The sequence below is a fragment of the Streptomyces sp. SD15 genome (genome assembly GCF_054462255.1).
Genome location: NZ_JBTLMO010000019.1, coordinates 112124 through 127518 on the forward strand (window position 1 = coordinate 112124; position 15395 = coordinate 127518).

At 70.3% G+C, this 15395-nt stretch carries 14 protein-coding genes; 5 read left to right on the forward strand and 9 right to left on the reverse strand.

From position 1 onward, the window contains the following. Positions 1–15: 15 nt before the first annotated feature. Complete coding sequence (locus tag ACX28W_RS20625) at positions 16–927, reverse strand: SDR family oxidoreductase (protein ID WP_459000460.1); 912 nt, start codon at positions 925–927, stop codon at positions 16–18. 100 nt (positions 928–1027) lie between these two features. On the opposite strand from ACX28W_RS20625, the gene ACX28W_RS20630 reads away from it, so the two are divergent. After that, positions 1028–1963 carry a cyclase family protein gene (locus tag ACX28W_RS20630; RefSeq protein WP_459000461.1) on the forward strand — a complete coding sequence of 312 codons (936 nt, stop codon included), beginning with the start codon at positions 1028–1030 and terminating at the stop codon, positions 1961–1963. A gap of 455 nt (positions 1964–2418) precedes the next feature. Here ACX28W_RS20630 and ACX28W_RS20635 read toward each other — a convergent pair whose 3' ends face one another. From ACX28W_RS20635 to ACX28W_RS20650, 4 genes are all read right to left on the reverse strand, one after another. Further along, positions 2419–2901 (reverse strand): ATP-binding protein, encoded by a 483-nt coding sequence (locus ACX28W_RS20635; RefSeq protein WP_459000462.1) that lies wholly within the window; start codon positions 2899–2901, stop codon positions 2419–2421. A 476-nt stretch (positions 2902–3377) separates the two neighbouring features. Further along, a complete protein-coding gene (locus tag ACX28W_RS20640) occupies positions 3378–4415 on the reverse strand; it encodes an acyl-CoA dehydrogenase family protein (RefSeq protein WP_459000463.1) in 1038 nt (345 codons plus the stop codon). 10 nt (positions 4416–4425) lie between these two features. Beyond that, positions 4426–5580 (reverse strand): acyl-CoA dehydrogenase family protein, encoded by a 1155-nt coding sequence (locus tag ACX28W_RS20645; RefSeq protein ID WP_459000464.1) that lies wholly within the window; start codon positions 5578–5580, stop codon positions 4426–4428. Continuing rightward, positions 5580–6779 carry an amidohydrolase family protein gene (locus ACX28W_RS20650; protein WP_459000465.1) on the reverse strand — a complete coding sequence of 400 codons (1200 nt, stop codon included), beginning with the start codon at positions 6777–6779 and terminating at the stop codon, positions 5580–5582. Before ACX28W_RS20650 ends, ACX28W_RS20645 begins: the two co-directional genes overlap by 1 nt. A gap of 178 nt (positions 6780–6957) precedes the next feature. Here ACX28W_RS20650 and ACX28W_RS20655 point away from each other — a divergent pair, with 178 nt between their 5' ends. Beyond that, the gene (locus tag ACX28W_RS20655; RefSeq protein WP_459000466.1) at positions 6958–8493 is read left to right on the forward strand and encodes a class I adenylate-forming enzyme family protein; all 1536 of its coding nucleotides are present in this window, start codon (positions 6958–6960) and stop codon (positions 8491–8493) included. 314 nt (positions 8494–8807) lie between these two features. Here the strand turns inward: ACX28W_RS20655 and ACX28W_RS20660 are convergent, their stop codons facing one another. Next, complete coding sequence (locus ACX28W_RS20660) at positions 8808–9320, reverse strand: EF-hand domain-containing protein (RefSeq protein WP_459000467.1); 513 nt, start codon at positions 9318–9320, stop codon at positions 8808–8810. A gap of 166 nt (positions 9321–9486) precedes the next feature. Then, complete coding sequence (locus ACX28W_RS20665) at positions 9487–9867, reverse strand: STAS domain-containing protein (protein WP_459000468.1); 381 nt, start codon at positions 9865–9867, stop codon at positions 9487–9489. A 380-nt stretch (positions 9868–10247) separates the two neighbouring features. Between ACX28W_RS20665 and ACX28W_RS20670 the strand changes: the two genes are divergently transcribed. After that, positions 10248–10829, forward strand: a complete 582-nt coding sequence (locus ACX28W_RS20670) for a sigma-70 family RNA polymerase sigma factor (RefSeq protein WP_459000469.1) — start codon at positions 10248–10250, stop codon at positions 10827–10829. Next, complete coding sequence (locus ACX28W_RS20675) at positions 10826–12283, forward strand: zf-HC2 domain-containing protein (RefSeq protein ID WP_459000470.1); 1458 nt, start codon at positions 10826–10828, stop codon at positions 12281–12283. The genes ACX28W_RS20670 and ACX28W_RS20675 overlap by 4 nt, the downstream gene beginning before the upstream one ends. A 114-nt stretch (positions 12284–12397) precedes the next feature. Here ACX28W_RS20675 and purU read toward each other — a convergent pair whose 3' ends face one another. Continuing rightward, positions 12398–13279 (reverse strand): formyltetrahydrofolate deformylase, encoded by an 882-nt coding sequence (gene purU, locus ACX28W_RS20680; protein WP_459000471.1) that lies wholly within the window; start codon positions 13277–13279, stop codon positions 12398–12400. A gap of 159 nt (positions 13280–13438) precedes the next feature. After that, positions 13439–13885, reverse strand: coding sequence for an SCO4402 family protein (locus ACX28W_RS20685; RefSeq protein ID WP_459000472.1), 447 nt, complete (start codon positions 13883–13885; stop codon positions 13439–13441). Positions 13886–14056: 171 nt separating this feature from the next. Between ACX28W_RS20685 and ACX28W_RS20690 the strand changes: the two genes are divergently transcribed. Continuing rightward, on the forward strand, positions 14057–15355 hold the full coding sequence (locus ACX28W_RS20690; RefSeq protein WP_459000473.1) for an ABC transporter substrate-binding protein: 1299 nt from the start codon (positions 14057–14059) through the stop codon (positions 15353–15355). Positions 15356–15395 lie beyond the last annotated feature (40 nt).

Sequence of the window (15395 nt, forward strand, 5' to 3'; positions counted from 1 at the left end):
CGCACCACGGCACCCTCACGCGTTCGGTCGCGCCTTCTCCGCCGCCGCCCGCGCCATCGCCTCCACCTGCTCCAGCAACGGCATCGGATCCACCCCCACCGTCCCCGGCAGGAAGTCCGCGATCCGCTCCGGAGTCCAAGGGCCCTCCGCGTACCCCGCTCGCAGCTCCCGCGGCTGCGCCCACACCGCGATCTTCGGCCCGGCGATCGTGTAGACCTGCCCGGTGATCCGCTCCTTTCGGGCGCGGTCCGACAACAGGTAGACCACCAGCGCGGCCACGTCCTCCGGTTCGCCGATCTCCTTGAGCTCCATGGGGACGTTCGCCGACATTCGTGTACGGGCGACCGGTGCCACCGCGTTCGCCGTCACCCCGTACTTGTGCAGCCCGAGCGCCGCGCTCCGCACCAACGAGATGATCCCGCCCTTGGCGGCGCTGTAGTTCGCCTGCGCGACCGAGCCCTGGTGATTGCCGCTGGTGAAGCCGATCAGGGTGCCCGAACCCTGCTTGCGCATGACCGCCGAAGCCGCCCGGAAGACCGTGAACGTGCCCTTCAGGTGGGTCGCGACGACCGGGTCCCACTCCTGTTCGGACATGTTGAAGAGCATCCGCTCGCGCAGAATGCCGGCCACGCACACCACTCCGTCGATGCGCCCGTACGACGTCAGCGCCGCGTCGACGACCCGCTGCCCGCCCGCCATCGTCGAGATGTCGTCGGCCACCGCGACCGCTTCCCCGCCCGCCGCCTCGATCTCCTTGACCACGGCGTCGGCGACGGAACTCGTCGGCTCGCCACCCTCGACGGACACCCCGTAGTCGTTGACGACGACGCGCGCCCCCTCCGCCGCGGCGGCGAGGGCGACGGCGCGGCCGATTCCCCGGCCCGCCCCCGTCACGGCGATGACCTTGCCTGCCAAGAAGTTCCCCATGCCCGGCCCCTTCCCGCAGTTTCTGACGGTCCGTTAGATTCGATCCGACTCAGATTCTACGACCCGTCAGATGCCTGGAGACAAGCCCCGGGGAGGACTCATGTCACTGCCGCCGCTCCGTCCGGAGTTCCATGACATCGCCAAGCGCGTGAACAACTGGGGGCGTTGGGGGGCCGATGACGAGATCGGGACGCTGAATCTCATCACCGACGAGGTCGTGCGCGAGGCGGCGGCGAGCGTGCGCACGGGCCGCCGCGTCCCTCTCGCGCTCCCCCTCCAGCAGGACGGGGTCCAGACCGGGATGATCCCCGGGCGGGTCAATCCGCTGCACGTCATGGTGCAGATCAATCAGGAGATCTTCGGACCCGGCACCGTCGCGTGCAGCGACGACGCCGTGACCCTGGGCCTCCAGGCGGCCACCCATTGGGACGCGCTCACCCATGTCTCGCACTCCGGGAAGCTCTACAACGGGCGCCCGGCCGACACGATCACCCCGCACGGCGGCGCCGAGTTCAGCGGAATCGACAAGCCCCGGCACATCGTCTCGCGGGGCGTGCTGCTCGACATCGCCCGCACCCGCGGGGTCGACCGCCTCGACGGCGGGTACGCCGTGACCCCCGAGGACCTGGACGCGGCGGAGGAGTTGGCGGGCACGCGCGTGCGCCCCGGCGACATCGTGCTCGTACGGACCGGGCAGATGCAGGTCTACCTGGCGGGCGACAAGCACGCGTACGCGTATCCGTCGCCCGGGCTCTCGGTTCGCACGCCCGAGTGGTTCCACGCGCGCGATGTCGCGGCCGTCGCGAACGACACTCTCACCTTTGAGATCTTTCCTCCCGAAATCGAGGACCTGTGGCTGCCCGTGCACGCGCTCGATCTGGTCGAGATGGGGATGCTGCAGGGTCAGAACTGGAATCTCGAAGAGTTGTCCACAGCCTGTGGACAAGAGAAGCGCTACGCGTTCCTCCTGTCGGCGATGCCCGAACCCTTCGTGGGCGGCACGGGAACCCCCGTGGCACCGGTCGCCATCCTCTGAGACGAGCCCCCCGATCAGGTCGGCCGGCGGCGCGCCACTGCCCGCCCCGAGCACGGCACCGCGCACCACCGGCCGGTTCCGGCGCACCCACCCTGCTCCCTCTGACCCCGGTAGGAGCTGACGCCGAATCACGACCCGCACTCGCCGAGGGTCCCCGTCACCGGAACCCTCGCCGTCCCCTCGCGGCGAATCGCTGAACACAAGCGTGATCAAACGGACACGCCACGTCAACACCCGTTCGGTGATTCGTCACTTACGACCGATTTGTGAAGGCGCGCACAGAAGCACACCCCGGCGCACTCAGCCCTGCCCGAGGTCACGGAAACGGAATTCGTGCATAGATGCACGAACTCGAGAACAACTGCCGCGAACAAGAACCGACAACAGGAGCCGCGAACCGCGAACGGGGACCTGGACGGCCACAAAAGAACAGGAGCCCGGGCGGCCGCAAAAACCTAGACGGCCTCGTACGCCTCGTACGCGAAATCCCCGTACGCCGAGGTCGTGTACACGGCCCTCGTCGTCGCACCCGGCGTACAGCGGTCCACCTCGCACCAGATGCTCTTGCCGGCGCCCTCGAGGTTCCAGCCCCAGCGGTCCGCGAGGCCGTCGACCAGTTCCAGGCCGCGCCCGTTCGTCTCGTCGCCGTCGGCGTGCCGGGGCGTCGGGGGGCAGGCGCTGGAGTCGGCCACCTCCAGGCGGACGGTGCCGATGGACTCGCCGGGAACGCCCGGCAGAGTCAGCCGCAGCACGGCCGGACAGCCGGTGTGCACCACGGCGTTGGTGACGAGTTCGGAGACGAGCAGGATCAGCGTCTCGGCGAGCGGTTCATCGGCCTCTATCCCGGACCCGGCGAGCCGCGAACGGGCCCATCGCCGGGCTCGCCCCACCTCCGCGGGGTCGGGCCGGATCTCCAGCTGCACTTGAAGCACCTGCACCGCTCACACCATCCGAACCGGCGGACACATCGCCTCGCGCCTCACGAGGGCCACGATTGTGGCCATGACCTGCATGACCAGAACCAGGGTCACGGAACGTGATTCCCTTGAGAGACAGCATGGTTGACGTACAGTCACCCCAACAAGCGCTTCGGGCATATTCCAGCGCGAAGAAGTACGCGTGCGGCATACTGTGCGACGCTCGCCGTGGGGAGTCGAACAGGCGATCGCGGGAGTCCGCACCGCCTTGCGAGCGGCGAGCATCGCCGGATCCGGCGCCGCCTCAGGGGCAACACCGGGATGGCTCAGTCTCGGAACCACTCGCATCTCACACAAGGTACCGGAGCCCGACGCCGACTCCGGGCCGTGACAAGTCACGCCTAGGACACAACCCGATATCAACGCTCCGTAATTCCGGTATGCCACGATCCGCGACATTCATTTCGCCGCTTACCGGAGCGCGCCTGGACAGAGCCCTATTGGGCCGTTCCGGCCAACAGGTCGGCCGCCAGCAAATCCTCACTCTCCGTGTCCGAACCTCCACGTTGGGTCCGCACCCACGCCCGCTTCAGATACAGATGGACGTCGGACTCCCAGGTGAAGCCCATGCCGCCGTGCACCTGGAGGCAGTCGCGGGCTCCGCGCACGGCGGCCTCGTCGGCGAGCAGCCGGGCCGCCGCGACGTCCAGCGGGTCGGCGGTCACAGCGGCCGCGTAGACCGCGGCGCGTGCCACCTCCACCCGCACCAGCATCCGGGCGCACAGGTGCTGCACCGCCTGGAAGGCCCCGATCGGCCGCCCGAACTGCTCGCGCGTCCGGGCGTGTTGCACCGCCATCTCGCAGGTACGGGCAGCGGTACCGAGCTGTTCGGCGGCGGTGAGGAGGGAGGTGAGGAGTACGTCCGTGGAGGCGGCCACGACGGAGACGGACGCCCCGTGCGGTGCGGCCACAGGCACGCGGTGCAGCGGCGTCAGCGGGTCAACCGACCGCAACGGCTCGGCACCCACCACGTCTCCTCGCACGACACCCGCGTCCCGTACGACATTCCCGTCCCGTACGACACCCGCCTCCCCTACGACATCCCCGTCCCGTACGACACCCCCGTCCCGTCCCTCACCCACCCCTCGTACGACATCCGCCTCCTCCAGCCACTCCACCAGCCCCCCGCCGTCGACGGCCGTCACCACGGCCTCCCCGGTCGCCGCCCCGGCCGCCACGCCCGCGGCGAGATGGGTGGCGACGAGGGGACCGGGCAGCAGTACCCGCCCCGCCTCCTCGAAAGCCAACACCGCTTCCGGGAGGCCGAGTCCGACGCCGCCGTCCGCCTCCGGCAGCCGCAGCGCGAAGAACCCCGCCTCGCCGAGCTCGCGCCACAGCGCCCCGTCGAGGCGTGGGCGCCCGTCGGGCCGATCGCGCACGGCGGCGCGCAGCTGTTCGGGGCCGAACCGCGCGGTCAGCAGCTCGCGCACGCCCGCCCGCAACGCCCGCTGGTCGTCATTGGGTTGGAAGTCCACGGAGAGAACGTCACCGCCCCTTCGGCAGGCCCAGGATCCGCTCGGCCACGATGTTGTGCTGGATCTGCGAGGTGCCGGCCGCGATGGTGTACGACAGGGAGGTGAGCCGGTCGAGGGTCCACTCCCGGCCGAGGTCGAGGGATTCGGGGCCGAGCACCTCGGCGGCGGCGTCGTACAGCTCCTGCCGCGCCTGCGAGTACCGGAGCTTGAAGACCGACCCGCCGACGCCCGGCACTCCCCCCGTCCGCTGCGACTCGCTGACGTTCCACTGCGTGAGCCGCCACAGCGCGCGGAACTCGGCGTTGAGCCTGCCCAGCCGCCGCCGTAGCGCCGCGTCGTCCCAGCGGCCGTTCCTCCGCGCCTCGCGGGCGACTTCGCCCAGCACGCGTCGGCAGGCGACGACTTCGCCGACGAAGGCGGTACCGCGCTCGTACGACAAGGTCACCATCGTCACCCGCCAGCCGTCGTTCTCGGCGCCGACCCGGTGGGCGACCGGCACCCGCACCTCGTCGAGGAAGACCTCCGCGAACTCGGTCGAGCCCGCGAGCGTACGCAGCGGACGGACCGTGATCCCCGGCGCGTCCATGGGCATCGCCAGCCACGTGATGCCGCGGTGTTTCGGGGCGGCCGGGTCGGTGCGGACCAGCAGTTCGCACCAGTCGGCGACCTCGGCGTGGGAGGTCCAGATCTTGGACCCGCTCACCACGTAGTGGTCGCCGTCCCGCCACGCGCGCGTGCGCAGTGCCGCGAGGTCCGAGCCGGCGTCCGGCTCGCTGAACCCCTGGCACCAGACCTCCTCGCCGCGCAGCACGGGCGGAAGCCAGCGCGCCCGCTGTTCGGGGCTCCCCTCGGCGGCGATGGTCGGCCCGGCGTGCAGCAGCCCGACGAAATTGGCCCCTACGTAGGGGGCACCCGCGTTTTCCGTCTCCTCCAGATAGATGAGGTGCTGGGTGGGGGTGGCTCCCCGGCCGCCCGCGTCGACGGGCCAGTGCAGCCCCGCGTACCCGGCGTCGTACAGCATCCGCTGCCACCCGAGGTCGTACGCCCGTCTGCCCGGCCAGTCGTCCGGGGACGGCTTCGGGGGCAGCGACGGGAGCACCTTGGCGAGCCACTCCCGCAGCCGCGCCCGGAACTCCTCCTCTTCAGGCGTGTACGCGAGGTCCACTACAGGTGCCGGTCCAGATCCAGGTCCAGCATGCGGATGGCGTTGCCCCGCATCAGCTTGTGGATCGTCTCGTCGTCCAGGCCCTTCACATGATCGAGGGCGACCTCCTTGGTGTGCGGGAAGGTCGAGTCGACGTGCGGGTAGTCGGTCTCGAAGGTCGCGTTGTCCCGTCCCACCACGTCCAGGGACGCGACGCCGTGCTTGTCGCGGAAGAAGCAGCAGAAGATCTGCCGGTAGTAGTACGTCGACGGGGGCTCGGGGATGAGGTCGCGCACCCCGCCCCAGGCGCGGTGCTCGTCCCAGACGTCGTCGGCGCGCTCCAGGGCGTACGGGATCCAGCCCATCTGTCCTTCGGAGTAGGCGAGTTTGAGGCGCGGGAACTTCACCAGGACACCGCTGAACAGGAAGTCCATCATCGAGGCCATCGCGTTGTTGAAGGACAGCGAGGCCTGGACGGCGGGCGGGGCGTCCGGGGAGGCGGCCGGCATCTGGGAGCTGCTGCCGATGTGCATGTTCACGACCGTGCCCGTCTCCTGGCAGATCGCGAAGAAGGGGTCCCAGTAGCCGGAGTGGATGGAGGGAAGCCCCAGGTAGGTGGGGATCTCCGAGAAGGTCACGGCCTTCACGCCCCGGGCCGCGTTGCGCCGGATCTCGGCGACCGCCAGGTCGATGTCCCACAGCGGGATCAGGCACAGCGGGATCAGCCGGCCGCCGCTGTCGCCGCACCACTCCTCGACCATCCAGTCGTTGTACGCGCGTACGCAGGCCAGGGCCACTTCCTTGTCGTGCGCCTCGGCGAAGGTCTGCCCGCAGAAGCGGGGGAAGGTCGGGAAGCAGAGGCTGGCCTCGACGTGGTTGAGGTCCATGTCCTTGAGGCGCTCGACGGGGTCCCAGCAGCCGCGCCGCATCTCCGCGCGCGTGATGCCCTCCAGCGTCATCTCGTCGCGGTCGAAGCCGACGGCGGCGATGTTGCGCTTGTACGGGAACTTGAGGTCCTCGTAGATCCACCAGTCGGTGGGCGGACCGTCCGGGTCCATCGTGATCCGGTACTTGCCGCCGACGTAGGCGAGCTCGCCGATCCCGGCCGTGAGGGGCTTCGGCCCACGGTCGCGGTACTTGCTCGGCAGCCAGGTGTCGAAGAGGTGCGCGGGCTCGATCACATGATCGTCGACGCTGACGATCCGCGGCAGTTCCGTCATGAGTGGCCTCCGCCTGGGCTGCGTATCCGCATACGCACCCGATCCGAATCTGATGACCCGTCAGAAAGGTGTCACAAAGGAGGCTAGCCCCGCACCCCTGGACCGACAAGGCGGTGCGGCCTACGCTCTGGCCAATATCTGACAGCCCGTCAGCTGGCGTTGACCACAGGGGGCCGCCGTGAAGGACACCGACACCGACACCGCCCATGCTCTGGCCGCATCGCGCACCCTCTGGGAACTGGTCGCCCGCCGCGCCGACCTCACCCCCGACCGGCCCGTCCTCCTCCAGGACGACCGCTCCCTGACCTTCGGCGCGCTGCGCGAGCGCGCCGAGCGGGTGGCGGCCGGCCTGTACGACATGGGCGTACGCCCCGGCACGGTGGTCGCCTGGCAGCTGCCCACCCGCGTCGAGACCGCGCTGCTGTCCTTCGCGCTGGCCCGCCTCGGGGCCGTGCAGTCGCCGATCATCCCCTTCTACCGGGACCACGAAGTCGGATTCGCGGTCCGGGAGTCCAAGGCGGAGTACTTCGCCGTGCCGGGCGAGTGGCGGGGCTTCGACCACACGGCGATGGCCCGGCGGCTCGGTGCGAAGGGGGTGTTCGAGGCGTACGACGTCCTGCCGGACGGTGATCCCGCCGTACTCCCCGGTCCGCCCTCCGACGGCACCGCGGTCCGCTGGATCTACTGGACCTCGGGCACCACCTCCGACCCCAAGGGCGTCCTGCACACGGACCGTTCCCTCATCGCGGGCGGCTCGTGCCTCGCGCACGCGCTGCGGCTCTCGGCCGACGACGTGGGCTCGATCGCCTTCCCCTACGCGCACATCGGCGGGCCCGACTACCTGGTGATGCTGCTGCTGTACGGCTTCCCCGCGGTGATGTTCGAGCACTTCGCGCTGCCGGACGCGCTGGAGGGATACCGGAAGCACGGGGTGACGGTGGCGGGCGGTTCGACGGCCTTCTACTCGATGTTCCTCGCCGAGCAGCGCAAGCGGCCACAGGAGCCGGTCATCCCCACGCTGCGGCTGCTGGCGGGGGGTGGCGCTCCCAAGCCGCCCGAGGTCTACCACTCCGTCGTACGGGAGATGGGCGTGCAGCTCACCCATGGGTACGGGATGACCGAGGTCCCGATGATCACGATGGGGGCGCCGGACGACACGGTCGAGAACCTGGCGACGACGGAGGGGCGGCCGCCGGAGGGGATGGAGATACGGATCGTGGACGGGGAGGTGCGGTTGCGCGGGGAAGCGGTCTGTCAGGGGTATCTGGACCCGGCGCAGACCGCCGAGGCCTTCGACGCGGACGGGTTCCTGATCACGGGTGATGTGGGGCACCTGACGGAGAGCGGGCACCTCGTCCTTACCGGGCGCCTGAAGGACGTCATCATCCGCAAGGGCGAGAACATCTCGGCGAAGGAGATCGAGGATCTGCTGCACCGGCACCCGGCCGTCTCGGACGTCGCGGTGATCGGTCTGCCGGACGCCGAGCGCGGCGAGCGGGTCTGCGCGGTGGTCGAGCAGCCGCCGGACGCCGACTCGCTGACCCTGCCCGCCGTGACGTCCTACCTGCGCGCGGCAGGCCTCTCCGTACACAAACTGCCGGAACAGCTGGAGGTACTGGACGCCCTCCCCCGCAACGAGACCCTACGGAAGATACTCAAGTACAGGCTGAGGGAGCAGTTTTCGGGGGGTACGGGGCGCGAGGAGGTCCGGTAGTCCCGGCGCCGGAAACCTCAGGAGGCCGCAAAGGGGCGCCAGGAAGTCCCTGAGGCCCGGAAACGGGAGGCCCGGAGCCCGGAAACCGAGAAGCCCGGAGGCCGCGAGGCCAGGGAAGCCAGGGAAGCCATAAGGTTCGGGAGTTGCCGGTGCTTCGGCGAGTCCGGGCACCCCCGAAAGCCCAAACACTGCGGAAGACCCGGGCCTTCCGAAGCTGCGGAAGGCCCGGGGAGCCCGGGAACCCAGGTCGCGGAGAGCCCGGCCCGGAAAGCCCGGCGGGAGCAGAGGGTGCGGGCGGATCGGGGCCGGGCCCGCTACTCCGGGACGGTGAAGTAGCGGGCGAACGCGGTCACGATCTCCGCTTCGCCGATTCGGCCGTCGGCGTCCGTGTCGAGGGCCGCGGCCGCCGCGGCGGCGACGTCGTCGCGTACGCCCAGGGCCTTGAGTACGCGCACGGTCTCCTCGACGGTGACCGCGCCGTCCCCGTCGGTGTCCGCGACGGCGAGGGCCGCGTGCAGGAAGGGGCGGGCGATCTCCCCGAAGCCGTCCGGGTTGTCGTGCAGCCGCTTCACGGCTCCGCTGACGAACTCCTCGCGGGAGATCCGCTGGTCTCCGTCCCGGTCCGCTATCCCGGCCATGCCCTGCCAGAAGGCCTCCGCGCCGATGTACAGGGCCTGGCCCTTGTCCGACCGGGCGGTGGTACCGAACTCGGCGAGGACCGCCTTCGCCGCGGCGTTGAAGTCCTTCCGGTCGATGTAACCGTTGCCGTCCTGGTCGAAGCCGGCGAACCGCCTGGCGATCCTGCGTTCGTACTCGATGCTGACCATGTCTTTCGGGCCTGCCTTACGTCACGTGGGGTGCATCTGGCACGGAGCGTACGACGACCGGGGCCACCAGGGAGCGGGAAAACGACGCTTGTGCCAAGACCGGAGGAATACTGCGACAACGATGTGGCCCCGACGTGACGTTGCCCGGCCGCGGACGTGACGCCGATCACGCCGACAGAGGACTCGCCTCCTCGTCGACGGCCGAGCGGATGTCCGGATAGACGTCGAAGAGACGGCGGACGCCGAGGGCGGCGAGGACGCGGTTGACGTGGGAGGCGTCGGTGACGCTCTGGGCCGGCAGGATCAGCCGCAGGCGGCCCTGGCAGGAGCGGACCAGGCGGCGGGTGGCGATCAGGACGCCGACGCCGCTGGAGTCGCAGAAGAGGACCTCGGAGAGGTCGAGGACGAGACTGCGGCGGCCCTCCGCCACCGCGTCGTGCACCCGCTGGCGCAGCACGGGCGATGTCACCAGATCCATCTCGCCGGACACCTGGAGCACCGCCCACTCGCCCTCTTCGCCGTCGGTCACCTTGAGCGCCACTGCCACGCCTCTCGCTCGCCTTGCTCGCCGGAAACGGAAGGAGTTCCTACGCTTCCTTTCAGCGCGGCTGCCCCGCCGTCGTTCCATGAAACACCGGTTCGGGACCGATGAAACGTCGGTCTACGGTCGAAAATGCTGGACGGGCGAGCGATTTCGGTCGCTTACTGGTCACATACGGACTGATTCGATCGAACCTGAGGGGGCAAGTGATGGGCTTCTACCATCAGCGCCCCGCCCAGGGGCGCACATTGACGTAAAGGGGCGTGCGCTCTCACACGTGCCGACTACATTCAACACAGCAGTGCACACACGCTGAACAGGTACAGCCAGCGGTAGAAGAGGGACAGGCGCCGGGCACGAGCAGGGGTGAGGGGTGAGGGGGCCGCATGGCGAAGAAGGACGCACCGCCGCGCTGGGATCGCAAGATGCAGCAGCGGCTCGCACGCGGGGAGGCGGCCGCGCTCGGTGAGCTCTACGACCGGTTCGCCTCGCTCGTACACGGCCTCGCCCACCGCGTACTCGGCGACGAGCGCGCCGCCGACGGCATCACCCGCGAGGTGTTCGCCCACGTCTGGGAGAACCCGGAGTCGTACGACCCGAAGCAGGGCCCCCTGCGCTCCTGGGTCGCCACGCTGGCCCACCGGCTCGCCGTGCAGCGGCTGCGCGTGACCGAGACCGCCGCGCTCGCCCTGGACGGCGGAGGTACCACCGAGGAGTTGGAGCGCAAGGTGCACAGCGCGTCCGTGGCCGCCCGCGCGGACTACATCGTCACGTCCATGCCCACGCCCCTGCGGGCCGCTCTGGAGCTGGCGTACTTCCAGCGCCGCGACTACCGACAGGCCGCCGCCGACCTCGGCGTCACCGAGGACGAGGCCCGCCGCCGGCTCCGCCTCGGCCTCCAACTGCTGTCCACCGCCCACGACGCCGGGCCCACCGGCGCACCGCCCGAATACGGAGGTGCGCGGTGAAGGGAGGAGCGGACCGGTTCGAGGCGTTCGACGAGCACGAGGAGCCTCCCGAGGAGCACGAGAAGTACGAGGGGTACGAGGGGAAGGACGGGGACGACGAAGAGGCGGACGTCGAGGGTGGTGGCGTAGACCCCGAGGGGGCCGGAGCGTCGGAGTCCGGGCCCGCATGGGGCTCGGGCCGTGGCCCCGGCGGGCCCGAGGGCGGCAGCACCGGGGAGCCCGCCGATCCGGGGCGGCCGCCGCGCATACCCATGCCGCGTCTCTCCGTCGAGGACACCGGGCTGCCGCTGCCCGAACCGACCCCCGCCCCGGTCCCCGAGCGCGCGCCGCTCGTCCTCGAGCACCGGGTACTGAAGGCGCTGCTCGGCGCCTGGGCGCTGGCCGCCTGCTCGACGGAGGAGACCGCAGCGGTCGAGGAGCACCTCGGGGACTGCGGATCCTGCGCGGACGAGGCGCTGCGGCTGCGCGAGGCGGTCGGACTGCTGCACCCGCCGGAGAGCCTCGACCTCGACCCGACGCTGCGCACCCGGGTCCTGGAGAGCTGCCTCGACCGGCGGCCACCGCGGATCCCGGTGCCCGAGTGGGCAGCCGCCTACGACGCGGAGACCGCGCGGCTCGACGCGCTGCTGCAGGACATAGGCGATGCCGAATGGCACGCGCCCGTGCGACTGCGCTGGTTCGAGGGCAACGGGCCCACCAGCCGTCGTACGACCGTCGCCGGGGTCATCGCGCATCTGCTCACCGTGGACGGGCTGGTCGGCCTCGCGCTGGGCCTGGAGGACCCGCTCGGTGCCGCGGCCGTGAAGGACCCGACGCCGAAGGACGCGACCCCCTCGGGCCGCACCGAGGCCTACTGGCGTACCTCGCACTTCCCGCCCACCCGGGCCGTGCGCGGGCCCTGGCGGGAGCAGAGCCACCACATCATCCGGACGGTGTCGTTCGCGGGCGGAGGCTCCGGGCGGCTCGCCGTGTCGTACGGCGGCTTCGAGCTGCCGCTGCGCGACTCGATGCTGGACCGCGCCTTTGAGTGCTGGGTCCACGCGGGGGACATCGCCGACGCGGTGGACTATCCGTACGAGCCGCCGGCGCCGCGCCATCTGCACCGGATGATCGATCTGGCGGCGCGGATGCTGCCCGGCTCGCTCGCCGAGCGCCGCCGGGCGGGACTGTCGGCTCCGCCGCCGCGTCGTCTCGTCGCGGCGGGCGCGCCGGGGCGCAGCCTGCGCCTGGAGATCGAGGGGTTCGGGGGCGGCGAGTGGCTCATCCCGCTCGACGCTCCTGGCGCCGTCGCATCCGCCGAGCACGAGGTCGCGCATGTCGCACTGGACGGCGTGGAGTTCTGTCGCCTGGCGGCGGGACATGTGTCGCCCGAGGAGGCGGCCGCCGGACAGGACGGGGACCGGGAAGCGATCAGGGACGTGCTGTTCGCCGCGGCGTCGTTGAGCCGGATGTAGGTTGCCGCCCGCTGATCCGTTGCCCGGCACGCGGGCGGGGGCGGGGGCGGGGGCGGGGGCGGGGGCGGGCGGGCGCCCCTGGGGGCTCCGCCCCCAGGGATATGACCGTCCTCGCTACGCGAAGATCACCGTGCGTCGCCCGTTCAGCAGGATGCGGCGCTCCGCGTGCCACTTCACCGCGCGCGCCAGCGCCTGGCACTCCACGTCGCGGCCGATGGCGACGAGCTGGTCGGGGGTCACACCGTGGGCGACGCGCTCGACCTCCTGCTCGATGATCGGGCCCTCGTCGAGGTCGGCCGTGACGTAGTGGGCGGTGGCTCCGATGAGCTTGACGCCCCGGGCGTGTGCCTGGTGGTACGGCTTGGCGCCCTTGAAGCTCGGCAGGAAGGAGTGGTGGATGTTGATGATCCGGCCGCTGAGCTGCTTGCACAGGTCGTCGGAGAGCACCTGCATATAGCGGGCCAGGACGACGAGTTCCACCTGCTCCGCGCGGACCAGCTCCAGGAACTGCGCCTCGGCCTCGGCCTTCGTGTCCTTCGTCACCGGAATGTGATGGAAGGGGATGTCGTACGACGCCACGAGCTCGGCGAAGTCCGTGTGGTTGGACACCACGGCCGCGATCTCGACGGGCAGCGCTCCGGTCCGCGCGCGGAAGAGCAGGTCGTTCAGGCAGTGGCCGAACTTGCTGACCATCAGCACGATCCGCATCTTGTCCTCGACCCGGTGGAGCTGCCAGTCCATGTGGAAGGAGTCACCGATCGCCGCGAAGCTCGCCCGCAGCTTGTCCAGGGTCACCGGCGCCTCCGCCGAGAAGTGGACGCGCATGAAGAACAGTCCCGTGTCGTGGTCGCCGAACTGCTGGCTGTCCTCGATGTTGCAGCCGGTCATGAAGAGGTAGCTCGAGACGGCGTGCACGATTCCCTGCTTGTCCGGGCAGGACAGGGTGAGGACGTACTGCTCGGCGGGCCCGGCGGCGCGGACGGACTGCTCATTCATGCAGGACAGGGTCCCATATCCGGGTCACCCGACGGATAGCCGTCCCGCCACACGGACCCCGGAATGGACACAGCCGACACAATGGACACAGCCGACACGGCCGACCCGTCCGAAGCGTCCGAAGCGTCCGGCACACCCGCACCGACCCGCACGAGCCCCTTACGCCGACCGCGTCATGATCCGCAGCACGTCCAGCGTCCGCGGCGGTACGTCCGCATCGTCCCCGTCGCTCACCGCCAGACGTACATGCGCGTCCCGCGCCGCCCGTACCGCCTCCGGCCACGCCTCGTGGTTGAGGTACGCCGAGACGGGCGCGTCGGGTCCGACCTGGTGCATGATCCGCAGGACGCGCAGCACGGCGCCGTCGACGAGGGCCGCTTCCTGGGAGTCCCGGAAGATCGTGCCGACGTATTTCTCGGCCGACCAGTTGTCCAGCCAGGTGTCCTCGACCAGGCGGTACACGGCGTCGGTGACGTCGCCGTAGCCGTCGATTCCGGCGAGCCAGACGTCGCGCTGGAAGACGGGGTCGGAAAGCATGTGCAGCGCGGAGCGCACATTGCTGCGCCAGCGCCACCACGGCATGTCATTCAGTGGCATGTCGCCCATGGTGGATGAGCGACGGCCACGACGGGAAGAGTTCTCCGAACCTTGCACAGTCGTCGATCGTACGTTCCCTGTGAAAAACAGATCATCACCCCCTGTAATTCACCTCTACGTCACCTCACATTGACCGCGGGTCACTCCCGGGTTAGTGATGTGGGGGAATCGTGCGTATCTATGACCGGCAGGCAACGCACCAGTAGCACGTCATCCAAACTCTCCCCGCGTGTGAGGACCGCGCTGCTGTCCGCGGGCGCGCTGGCCGCGTGTGCGTCGATCGCCGTCGGATGCGGTGTCATCCCTGGTGCCACGGGGGGCTCCGGGGACGACCCCATCACCGTGATGACCTGGGCGCCCCAGGAGACCGGAGCGACCAACAAGCCCGGCATGCCCGCGATGGCGCAGGCCTACGCGCGCTGGGTCAACACGCACGGCGGCCTCAACGGCCACAAGCTCAACGTCCTCATCTGCAACGACCGCAACGACACCGTGTTCGCCGCGAAGTGCGCCCGGCGCGCGGCCAGCGAGAACGTGGTCGCGGTCGTCGGCTCGTACAGCCAGCACGGCCGCTCGTTCCTCGCCCCGCTCGAGGCCGCGGGCATCCCGTACATCGGCGGCTACGGCGTCACCGAGGACGAGTTCGCCAGCCCGCTCTCCTATCCGATCAACGGCGGCGACCCCGCCCTGCTGGCCGGGCTCGGGGAGCAGCTCGGCGGCAAGTGCGGCCCGGTGGCGCTCATCCGCCCCGACACCGTGGCCGGCGACCAGCTCCCGGTCCTGCTCGACTCCGGTCTGAAGTCGAAGGGTCACACGTCCGCCACGGACCAGCGGGCCGCCGAGGACGCCACCGAGTACTCCGGGCAGACGCAGCTGGCGCTCGACCGCGCGACCTCCGACTCCCTGAACAAGGGCTGCGTGGTGCCGGCGCTCGGGGACCGCACGAGCACCTTCATGGACTCCTTCCGGCGTGCCCGCCAGGACTATCCGACGGTGGGTACGGGCACGGTGCTGGGCAGCGTCGACCAGTCGCGGATCAATGCCAGCGGCGGCAAGTCGAGCCCGTACGAAGGCTCGTACGTCACCGGCTGGTACCCGGCGGCGAGCGACCCGAGCTGGGACCCGATGCGCGAGGTGATCAAGGAGAAGGCCTTCGGCGACAACCGGATCGACCCCGCGGACCCCGGCGTGCAGACCACCTGGATCGCGTACAACGTGCTCAAGGCGGTCGTCACGTCGATCGGTGACGGCGAGGTGACCGAGCTCACGATCCGGCAGGCCCTCGACGACGGTCTCAAGGTGAACACGGGCGGGCTCACGCCGACGCTCAGTTGGCGCTACGAGGACCTGATCGCGGCCGTCGACTTCCCGCGCCTGGTCAACGCCAACGTCACCTTCCAGGTCGTACGCCAGGGTCAACTGGTGGCGGCGCGACGAGGGTTCGTCAACGTGTCGAAGACACTGGAGAACGCCGGCTGACGGCGCGGACCGGGGCCCAGGAGGGCCACCGGGCCGCGAC

Bases quoted from the DNA above. Each gene is read 5' to 3' on its own strand.
- ACX28W_RS20670 (WP_459000469.1), top strand. From the start codon at position 10,248: ATGGCGAAGAAGGACGCACCGCCGCGCTGGGATCGCAAGATGCAGCAG.
- ACX28W_RS20690 (WP_459000473.1), top strand. From the start codon at position 14,057: ATGACCGGCAGGCAACGCACCAGTAGCACGTCATCCAAACTCTCCCCG.
- ACX28W_RS20625 (WP_459000460.1), bottom strand. From the start codon at position 927: ATGGGGAACTTCTTGGCAGGCAAGGTCATCGCCGTGACGGGGGCGGGC.
- ACX28W_RS20650 (WP_459000465.1), bottom strand. From the start codon at position 6,779: ATGACGGAACTGCCGCGGATCGTCAGCGTCGACGATCATGTGATCGAG.
- purU (WP_459000471.1), bottom strand. From the start codon at position 13,279: ATGAATGAGCAGTCCGTCCGCGCCGCCGGGCCCGCCGAGCAGTACGTC.
- ACX28W_RS20660 (WP_459000467.1), bottom strand. From the start codon at position 9,320: ATGGTCAGCATCGAGTACGAACGCAGGATCGCCAGGCGGTTCGCCGGC.
- ACX28W_RS20685 (WP_459000472.1), bottom strand. From the start codon at position 13,885: ATGGGCGACATGCCACTGAATGACATGCCGTGGTGGCGCTGGCGCAGC.
- ACX28W_RS20630 (WP_459000461.1), top strand. From the start codon at position 1,028: ATGTCACTGCCGCCGCTCCGTCCGGAGTTCCATGACATCGCCAAGCGC.